General features: G+C 61.7%; 10 protein-coding genes and 1 pseudogene. 9 read left to right on the top strand and 2 right to left on the bottom strand.

The window, feature by feature from the left end:
* The 3 genes and pseudogenes from MOV63_RS31140 to MOV63_RS31130 form a co-directional block, all read left to right on the top strand.
* Positions 1-590: pseudogene (locus MOV63_RS31140) on the top strand (DNA polymerase III subunit gamma/tau); the annotation flags it as partial.
* A gap of 18 nt (positions 591-608) precedes the next feature.
* A complete protein-coding gene (locus tag MOV63_RS31135) occupies positions 609-932 on the top strand; it encodes a YbaB/EbfC family nucleoid-associated protein (protein ID WP_038547916.1) in 324 nt (107 codons plus the stop codon).
* Between the two features lie 160 nt (positions 933-1,092).
* A complete protein-coding gene (locus MOV63_RS31130) occupies positions 1,093-1,662 on the top strand; it encodes a hypothetical protein (protein ID WP_247039576.1) in 570 nt (189 codons plus the stop codon).
* A 51-nt stretch (positions 1,663-1,713) separates the two neighbouring features.
* Here MOV63_RS31130 and MOV63_RS31125 read toward each other — a convergent pair whose 3' ends face one another.
* Positions 1,714-2,322: an MOSC domain-containing protein gene (locus MOV63_RS31125; protein ID WP_247039574.1), complete on the bottom strand. Its 609-nt coding sequence runs from the start codon at positions 2,320-2,322 to the stop codon at positions 1,714-1,716.
* 52 nt (positions 2,323-2,374) lie between these two features.
* On the opposite strand from MOV63_RS31125, the gene recR reads away from it, so the two are divergent.
* Positions 2,375-2,980: a recombination mediator RecR gene (gene recR, locus MOV63_RS31120; protein WP_247039572.1), complete on the top strand. Its 606-nt coding sequence runs from the start codon at positions 2,375-2,377 to the stop codon at positions 2,978-2,980.
* Between the two features lie 269 nt (positions 2,981-3,249).
* Positions 3,250-4,518, top strand: coding sequence for a lytic murein transglycosylase (locus MOV63_RS31115; RefSeq protein WP_247039569.1), 1,269 nt, complete (start codon positions 3,250-3,252; stop codon positions 4,516-4,518).
* On the opposite strand, the gene MOV63_RS31110 is transcribed toward MOV63_RS31115, so the two are convergent.
* A complete protein-coding gene (locus MOV63_RS31110) occupies positions 4,519-6,150 on the bottom strand; it encodes an MFS transporter (protein ID WP_247039566.1) in 1,632 nt (543 codons plus the stop codon).
* A 242-nt stretch (positions 6,151-6,392) separates the two neighbouring features.
* On the opposite strand from MOV63_RS31110, the gene rimP reads away from it, so the two are divergent.
* The 4 genes from rimP to MOV63_RS31090 form a co-directional block, all read left to right on the top strand.
* Entirely contained in the window at positions 6,393-6,983 is a 591-nt protein-coding gene (gene rimP / locus MOV63_RS31105; RefSeq protein WP_038592094.1) for a ribosome maturation factor RimP, read from the top strand.
* Between the two features lie 67 nt (positions 6,984-7,050).
* Positions 7,051-8,667, top strand: a complete 1,617-nt coding sequence (gene nusA / locus MOV63_RS31100) for a transcription termination factor NusA (RefSeq protein ID WP_038592092.1) — start codon at positions 7,051-7,053, stop codon at positions 8,665-8,667.
* A complete protein-coding gene (locus tag MOV63_RS31095; RefSeq protein ID WP_038547893.1) occupies positions 8,664-9,368 on the top strand; it encodes an RNA-binding protein in 705 nt (234 codons plus the stop codon). Before nusA ends, MOV63_RS31095 begins: the two co-directional genes overlap by 4 nt.
* A gap of 100 nt (positions 9,369-9,468) precedes the next feature.
* A partial coding sequence (locus tag MOV63_RS31090) for a translation initiation factor IF-2 associated domain-containing protein (protein ID WP_247039564.1) occupies positions 9,469-9,689 on the top strand: 221 nt, incomplete at its 3' end.

The raw sequence follows: 9,689 nt of genomic DNA, 5'->3' as shown, positions 1-9,689 counted from the left end.
CCGAGATGGCGAGCCCGCGCGTTCCTTCCGGCGGCCCGACCGCGATGCTGCAGGCCGTGCCGAATACGACGCCGCGCGAAATGCCCGTCGGCCGCGCGGAAGAACAGCCAGCCGAAAAGCCGGTGCCGAAGGTTCCGGTCAATTCGATATCGGATATCGCCGATCTCTGCTCCAAGAACCGCGACCCGCGGCTGAAGGCGCTGCTGCGCAACTTCGTGCGGCTGGTGAAGATCGAGCCGGGCCGGCTGGAGATCAATCTGTCCGGCGACGCGCCGAAGACCATTGCCGGCGACCTGAAGGCGCGGCTGGAGGAATGGACCGGGATTACCTGGTGGGTGACGCTCAGCAACGAGGCCGGAGAGCCGACGCTGGTCGAATCCGAAAAGAGCGTGCGGGAGGCGCAGTTCACCGACGCCCGCGCCGATCCTGACGTGGCGGCGATCCTCGCCCAGTTCCCCGGCGCCAGGATCACCGACGTGCGCATCCGCGTGGCGGAAGAGGATGAAAGCGAGGCCGAGGACATGCCGGCAGCGGCGACCGCGGAATCCGAAGAGGGCGACATCCTGCCCGGCGACGACATCGAGCTATAAGAGAAGAGGACGAAACAGATGCGCGACATCATGGGCATGATGGGCAAGGTCAAGGAAATGCAGGCCAAGATGGAGCAGATGCAGGCGGAAATCGCCGCTCTCGACGTCGAAGGCACATCCGGTGGCGGGCTGGTGACCGTGCGTCTCAACGGCAAGGGCGACATGCTCGGCCTCAAGATCGATCCGTCGCTGTTCAAGGAAGACGATGTCGAGATCCTCGAGGACCTGATCGTCGCCGCCCACAAGGCCGCCAAGGAGCGCGCCGAGGCGATCGCCGCCGAAAAGACCAAGGAACTGACCGCCGGCCTGCCAATCCCGCCCGGCTTCAAGATGCCGTTCTGAAAGCACGCAATTCGGTCTTTAAGGCATTCCTGCTTTCTTCGGATTGCGGAAGGCTCTATCTTTGTTTTCAAGCAATTCCCGGCGCAAAACCGCGCCATACTTTCGCTGGAATTGCTCTCATATTTCAACCAGTAGTTCCACAGATCTCATAAGGTTCTTCATGAAGATCGCCGGCGTTTTTCGCCTTTGCCTCGCAGCTACTCTATTCGCGCCGACGGTTGTCAATGCGAGCCAGTGCGATCGTAACAAGCGTGTTTATGTCTTTGATCAGTCTAATACTGGCGACGACACTAAAATCTTCTATAAGGTGCGCGCTGGAGAACACCCATTCTACGCGGAGCTGGTAAGATTTGAAACTTGGCGAAAGTCCAAACTGGTTTGGTCTATCGATGGCGTTGTCATATGCGGCGATGTGATACCCATGTGCAATTTAGACTTGCCTACCGTCAAGAAAAATAGCGACAAATCCGTCGCTTACGAGTGCTTTAAAGAAGTCAATGATCCGGCTACATCCAATGAGCAGATGGCACCGTTCCTGATCCCGGTCACCCACATTTCCTCCGGTGATCAAACGCCGTACATTGCCTTCGGTAATTTGACCGCCCTCTCCATCGCCTGCAGCAAGCACATGGCCGTCCAAGTTAAGCGGAAGGATCTGCTAACCAAGGACGAGCGGAAAAATGGCTTTCTGTTGCCGCCTTTTGTTCGGCTAGATTCATGCCAGGAATAGATCGCCGTTCGCCAGCGTAGTATGGGGCGTCACTGTCGCTGTGCACTGCCCTTATATTCCGGGCTCCAACATCGCCCGCAGCTTGTAGTGGATGGGAGCAGCGAGATATCGCACCCGGTCCGACTCCGAAAGCCGCCGGCCGAAGGTTTCCATTAGCTCCGGCATCGTCACCCTTTCTCCGGGAAAAGGTCGATATTCCACCGGCGTCCCGGCTTCGGCCACGCCACCCGCGACGACCCGGCAATAGATGCCGGGGCGGGCGGCGACGGTATAGCGCTTGACGAATTTCGGATCGTTCATCCTGGTGGCGCAGGGGATACGGCATGCGCTGACTTCGAGGACGAGATCGCCTGATATGAACCGGTCGCCGACGGAAACGTCGCGATTGTCGAGACCTGAGATCACCATGTTTTCGCCGAAAGTGCCGGGCTCGTATGGGCGGCCAAGCTCGCCGCTCCACCAGTCGAGCGTCAGCGATCCCTCGATATAAACAGCCTGGTCGACGCCGCCATGGTGTTTGCGGTTGCAGACCGCATCGCCGACGAGGCCGAGGCTGTCGATCATGACGGCGGCATTGACGGCCGACTTGTAGATGCCGGTCTTAAAGTTCTTGCCTGGCAGCCTTTCCGGGCGCCCGAGGCAGACGGCGAGAAGTTTCATGAGCGGTCCTTCCGCGATTCCGTTTTTAAGGCATATGGGCTAAAGGGAGAAAATGGCAAAGCGAGTCACCGGCCCCGAAATCGAAAAACTCATCCAGCTTCTGGCAAAGGTCCCGGGTCTCGGGCCGCGCTCGGCGCGCCGGGCGGCGCTGCATCTGATCAAGAAGAAGGAACAACTGCTCGGGCCGCTTTCGGGCGCCATGGGCGAGGCCTATGACAAGGTGAAGATCTGTTCGCGCTGCGGCAATGTCGACACCGTCGATCCCTGCACCGTCTGCACCGATCTCCACCGCGACCAGACGATGCTGATCGTCGTCGAAGACGTTTCCGACCTCTGGGCGCTGGAGCGGACGGGCGCGATGAACACCGCCTATCACGTGCTCGGCGGCACGCTCTCCCCGCTCGACGGCATCGGCCCGGACGATCTCAACATCCGCGGACTGATCGACCGGGTGAACGAGGGCGTCATCCGCGAGATCATCATCGCCGTCAACGCGACCGTCGAGGGGCAGACGACGGCGCACTATATCACCGACCAGTTGTCGGGGATCGACGTGAAGATCACGCGGCTGGCGCATGGCGTGCCGGTCGGCGGAGAGCTCGATTATCTGGACGAGGGCACGCTGACGGCGGCGCTTCGGGCGCGGACGGTGATTTAGAGGAAGGCATTTTGAGTATGTGGAGACGTGCCGCATCTGCCTCGCTGGTTGGAGTCCTGATGAGGATGCCGTTGAGCAAGCTCGCCCCCCTCTGCCCTGCCGGGCATCTCCCCCACGGGTGGGGAGATCGGCCAGAGGCACGACCTTTGCTCCCTATCAAGAATTCCGCAGCGGCCTCAATCAGGCGAAGCGTTTTGCGCATCTGCCAATCGCTTGCTGTGATTTGGGCAGGGCGCCTGCTCCATCCGATCTCCCCCCTTGTGGGGGAGATGTCCGGCAGGACAGAGGGGGGTGCCTCCAGACGAGCGCTCGCATTGGCTTTCGCCATATTCACAACCCTCCTCCCCCTCCCCGCGCTCGCCCAAAACCGTCCCGACGTCGAAAAGCAGTTCCAGCGGTGGATCACCGGCGATCTGGCTCCGGTGGCCAAGAAGGCCGGTATCTCCGAGAAGACGATGAAGGCCGCCTTCCAGGGCGTAACGCTCAACTGGGATCTGCCGGACCTGGTACCGCCGGGCTCGGAGCCGCCGAAGCAGCAGGACCAGAGCCAGGCGGAATTTTCCTCGCCCGGCGCCTATTTTTCCGAAAAGCGGCTGCAGGGGCTCGCCGAGACCGGCCGTGGGCTTGCCTCCACCTATTCGGCGACGCTGAAGAAGATCGAAGCGACTTATGGCGTGCCGGGCGAGATCGTCGTCGCCATCTGGGGGCGTGAATCCGGGTTCGGCAAGGCGCGGATGCCCTATTCCGCCGTGCAGGTTCTGGCCACCAAGGCCTTCATGTCGACCCGCAGGGACATGTTCCGCGAAGAGCTGATCGCAGCGCTGAAGATGATCGAGCGGGGCGATGTCGATCCGGCGACGATGAAGGGTTCCTGGGCGGGGGCGCTCGGCCAGCCGCAGTTCATGCCGTCGAGCTACCTGAAATATGCTGTCGACTTCGACGGCGACGGTCGCCCGGACATCTGGAATTCGGTGCCGGATGCGCTTGCCTCGATCGCCCACTACCTGCAGAAGGAAGGCTGGCAGCGCGGCCGCGACTGGGGGTTCGAGGTGACGATCCCCGCAAAAGTGTCCTGCGCGCAGGAAGGGCCGGATCTTGCCAAGCCGATCTCCGCCTGGGCGGCAACCGGCATCACCCGCATTTCCGGCAAGGCGTTTCCCGCGGCAGACCTCAAGGCGGACGGCATGATGCTGGTGCCGGCGGGGCGCAACGGACCGGAATTTGTCGTCACGCCGAATTTCTACGTGATCAAGGAATACAACAATTCCGACCTCTATGCGCTGTTCATCGGCAATCTCGCCGACCGGATCGCCTCGGGCGCAGGACCATTCCAGGCGCCCTGGGGCGATGTCGGCAAGATGCTGCGCTCAGACGTGCTCGCCATGCAGAAGGCGCTGGTCGCCAAGGGCTACGATGTCGGCAATGTCGACGGCCTGCCGGGTTACAAGACCCGCCGTTCGCTCGGCGACTGGCAGGCAAAGAACGGCCTTGCTCCGACCTGTTTTCCCGATCCGTCGCTCAAGGGCAAAATCAGGTAGTCAGTGGTGCAGGTCGGGGGGCGATTTATGGAATATGTCGTCGCTCGGCGGGATCGCCTGACGCTCGATCATCCGGTGGACACGTGGGCCTTCTTCGCCTCGATGAAGACTGCGGATCGCATCCCAGGCCTCGGCATCCGCCTGGGTGCGGCGCTGGTTGTGGCGCACGTAGTCGGCCCAGGTCGCGGTATGATAGGTCTCCGTCCAGATTTCCGGATGTTCCAGATCGCGCATCAGCGCCCATTGCCGCGCACCGTCGCGAATGCGAATACGGCGTCGCTGCGACATCAGCGCCAGGAATTCCGGCACGTCCTCGTCGGCGATGGTGTAGTCCACCAGGGAAACGATCGGGCCGCTGCGCGGCTGCAAGTCGAGGCTCAGCAGCGGCACATTGAACCGGTTGAGCGGATCGAGATTGGCATCACTGAACTGCGGCAGCGGCAGGCGCATGCCGATCACGGCGCCAAGCAGCATGACGAGGCTCGACAATGTGAGCGCGATCGACACCCCGAACGTGTCGGACAGGATGCCCCACACCCAGCTTCCGCCGGCAATGCCGCCGAACGTCGCCGTCTGATAGAAGGAAAGCGCACGGGCGACCACCCAACGCGGCGTCGAAAGCTGCACCGTCGTGTTGAACAGCGACAGAGCCAGCACCCAGCAGGCGCCTGGCACGAGGAGGACGATCGCCGTCAGCGCCGTGCTTGAACTCAGGCCTATGATCGCCGCGCTCGCCGCAAAACCCAGGAAGGACAGGCGGACGATCGATTCGCTGGTCAGCTTTTCACGCAGCCGCGAATTTGCCATGGCACCGGCGATGGCACCGACCCCGAAGGCGCCAAGCATGATGCCGTAGGTCAGCGGGCCGCCGGAAACCAGGTCGCGGGCAACGATCGGCAGAAGCGCCAGGACGGCACTTGCCGAAAGACCGAAGACAAGGCCACGGAACAGCACGTTGAGAATGTTGGGCGACATAACGACGTAGCCGAGGCCGGCCGACAGCGCCCGTAGCAGCGTCTCGCGCGGCAGCGCATTGTCGCGGCTTTCCGGTTTCCAGCGGATCAAGGCATAGATCAGGGCGAAATAGCTTACCGAATTGGCGGCGAATGCGGCCGCGGCGCCGGCGGCGGCCACGATCGCCCCGCCGATCGCCGGGCCGACGCTGCGGGTGATGTTGAAACCGACGCTGTTGATCGTCACCGCCGCCGGCAGGACCTCGCGAGGTACCATATCACCGACAGAAGCCTGCCAGGCCGGGTTGTTGAGCGCCACGCCGCAGCCGAGCAGAAAGGTGAATGTCAAAAGCAGCCAGGGCGTCAGCAGGTCGAGATAGGCAAAGACCGTCAAGGTGAGCGAGACGGTGAGCATGAAGAACTGCGCCGTCAGCATCAGGCTGCGGCGGTTGACGTTGTCGGCAAGCGCGCCGGCAATCAGCGAAAAGAGCATGATCGGCAGCGCGGTCGAGGCCTGGACCAGCGCAACCATGTCCTCGGAATCGGTGATCGAGGTCATCATCCACGCCGCGCCGACGGCCTGGATGAGGCTGCCGAAATTGGAAGCGAGGCTGGCGATCCAGATGGTTCTGAACGTTGGGTGCCTGAAGGGAGCCAGGGTCGATATCCGATCGGGCACTTTTATCCTCGTTCTTTCGTGCGTCGTACCAAACGGTTATAGACCTGGCCGAACCAAATTCCAGCCGCCAAAGCCCCGGAATATGCGACTCTTGCAATCGCAAGGCCGAAAGCGTATATGCACCCCATATTCTTGATCGTCCGATGAAGAGTGGGCCCCACCGGACCCGCTCTTTTTTGTTAGGCGATCACTGTAACCCAGACATTGGGCCCAGCTATGGGGCAATGATTGCCGGAGAGCTTATGCCGCAAACCGAATACGAGCCGCGGCTCATCATCGAGACCGGGCTTGACCTGAGGGTCGCCGAAATCATCGAGCCCGTGCTGACCGCCATGGACTATCGTCTGGTGCGCGTACGGATGCTGAACCAGAACGGTGCCACGCTGCAGATCATGGCCGAGCGCAACGACGGCACCATGGATGTCGAAGGCTGCGAAGCCGTATCCGTGGCGATTTCGCCGGTTCTGGATGTAGAAGATCCCATCGATCGGGAGTATCATCTCGAAGTGTCCTCGCCGGGCATCGACCGCCCGATGGTTCGCAAGTCGGATTTTACCCGCTGGCTGAACCATCTGGTCAAATGCGAAACGTCGATCATGATCGACAATCGCAAGCGGTTTCGCGGCAGGATCACCGAAAGCGATGCGGACGGTTTCACGATCGAGCGGGACCAGGTCGCCTATGGCGAGGAACCACGGGTGACGATCCCGTTTTCGGCACTGGCCGAGGCAAAGCTCATTCTGACCGACGATCTGATCCGCGACGCACTTCGGGCCGACAAGCTCGCCAAGGCGCAGGCCGCGAACCAGAACGAAGAAGCAGAAGACGAATAAACCGAACAGAGACTTGTGCCTTTCCCCAGGAAAGGCCTCATCTTTTGACCTACGGAGACCAACGACAATGGCAGTGAGTGCGAACCGGCTTGAACTTCTGCAGATCGCGGATGCAGTGGCGCGCGAAAAGGTCATCGACCGCGAGATCGTGCTGGCTGCGATGGCCGACGCCATCCAGAAGGCTGCCCGTTCCCGCTACGGCTCGGAAACCAATATCCGTGCCGACATCAATTCCAAGACCGGCGAAATCCGGCTCCAGCGCCTGCTGGAAGTCGTCGATCACGCCGAAGACTACGGCACGCAGATCCCGCTGGCTCTGGCGCTCGACCGCAATGTCGATGCCAAGATCGGCGACTTCATCGCCGATCCGCTGCCGCCGATGGATTTCGGCCGCATCGCCGCCCAGTCGGCCAAGCAGGTCATCGTCCAGAAGGTGCGTGAAGCCGAGCGTGATCGCCAGTTCGACGAATTCAAGGACCGCGTCGGCGAAATCATCAACGGCACCGTCAAGCGTGTCGAATACGGCAACGTCATCGTCGATCTCGGCCGCGGCGAAGGCATCATCCGCCGCGACGAGATGATCCCGCGCGAAAACATGCGTTATGGCGATCGCGTTCGCGCATACGTATATGATGTCCGTCGCGAACAGCGCGGCCCGCAGATCTTCCTGTCGCGTACCCATCCGCAGTTCATGGTGAAGTTGTTCACCATGGAAGTGCCGGAAATCTACGACGGCATCATCCAGATCAAGTCGGTCGCCCGCGATCCGGGCTCGCGCGCCAAGATCGCCGTGATCTCGAACGATAGTTCGATCGATCCGGTCGGCGCCTGCGTCGGTATGCGCGGTTCGCGCGTCCAGGCGGTTGTCGGCGAATTGCAGGGCGAGAAGATCGACATCATTCCGTGGTCGCAGGATCCGGCGTCGTTCATCGTCAACGCGCTGCAGCCGGCCGAAGTCGCCAAGGTGGTTCTCGACGAGGATGCCGAGCGGATCGAAGTCGTGGTTCCGGACGAGCAGCTGTCGCTTGCCATCGGCCGTCGCGGCCAGAACGTCCGCCTCGCCTCGCAGCTGACCGGCTGGGACATCGACATCATGACGGAAGCCGAAGAGTCGGAGCGCCGCCAGAAGGAATTCAACGAGCGCACCAACCTCTTCATGGACGCCCTCGACGTCGACGAAATGGTCGGCCAGGTGCTGGCTTCGGAAGGTTTTGCCCAGGTCGAGGAACTGGCTTACGTCGATCTCGACGAAATCTCCTCGATCGACGGTTTCGACGAAGACACCGCGACCGAAATCCAGACCCGCGCCCGCGAATACCTGGAGCGGATCGAAGCCGAGATGGACGCCAAGCGCAAGGAGCTCGGCGTCGAAGACGAACTGCGGCAGATCAACGGCCTGAACGGCCAGATGCTCGTCGCGCTCGGCGAAGACGGCATCAAGACGATCGAGGACTTTGCCGGCTGCGCCGCCGACGACCTCGTCGGCTGGAGCGAACGCAAGGACGGCGTGACGAAGAAGTTCGAAGGCCTGTTCTCGAAGTTCGACATTTCCCGCGTCGAAGCTGAAAACATGATCGTCCAGGCCCGCCTGTCGGCAGGCTGGATCACCGAAGAAGACCTCGCAAAGGGTGCCCCCGAGCCGGAAGCCGAAGCGGAGGAGGCGGACGCCGTTGAGCAGGAATGATCCCGCTCGCGAATGAGCCGGACCACAATGATGACGGACCTGTCGATGATGACCTGGGCGAGATCGTCGTGAACGACCGTACCTGCATCGTCACCCGCGAGGCGGGATCACCGGAAACGCTGATCCGCTTTGTGGCTGGCCCGAACGGTCAGGTCGTGCCCGATCTGAAGCGTCAGCTTCCGGGCCGTGGTTGCTGGATCAAGGCTGAACGGTCGCTCGTCGACCGGGCGGTTCAGAAAAAGCTCTTCGCCCGGGCCCTCAAGGCCGAGGCGAAGGCGGATGCGGATCTCGGCGCGCTGGTGGATCGCCTGCTCGCCGCCGATCTCGTCGGCATGATGAACATGGCCCGCAAGGCGAGCCAATTTGTCACCGGCGCCACGAAAGTTGATGCTGCCGTGCGCTCAGGTGCTGCGCTCGCGGTGTTCCATGCGGCCGATGCGGCCGCCGATGGAGTGAGGAAAATAGACCAGGCCCGCAAGGCCTGGAAGCTCGGTTCAAATACCGGGGAAGACATTCCGTCCTTTTCGCTCTTTACCAGCGCGGAATTGGACGAAGTGATGGGCCAGAATGCTTTTATCCATGCCTGCGCGCTTGCGGGGCAGGCGGGTGAGGGTGTAGTGAAGCGCGCAAACCTACTTGAACAGTACCGCATGGGCGGTCTGTCCCAGACAAAAGGTGTCGCTGACATGCCGAAACAATGACGCGGTCACCGGCTTTAGCCGGACGCACATCGATATATACGGATTAAACGACGGGTTCTGATGGCTTCCATCCGTTCCTGTCCGAAGGAACAGGAACGGAATGACCGACAACAAAGACGATAAGACACTCGGCGTAAAGAAGACCCTTACACTGAAGCCATCTGGGATGAGCCAGGGTACCGTCCGCCAGGACATGGGTCGCGGCCGCACCAAGGCCGTCGTCGTCGAAACAGTCAAGCGGCGGCCGACCCGGCCGCTGGACGAAAAGCCGGTAATCACGCCTGCAGCAGCCCCGGCGCCCGCGCCGCGGGTGGTAGAGGC

Source organism: Neorhizobium sp. SHOUNA12A (assembly GCF_023006505.1).
Classification (GTDB): Bacteria; Pseudomonadota; Alphaproteobacteria; order Rhizobiales; family Rhizobiaceae; genus Neorhizobium.
The sequence above is the reverse complement of the archived record's forward strand: the minus strand, read 5'-3'. Positions and strand labels throughout refer to the sequence as shown.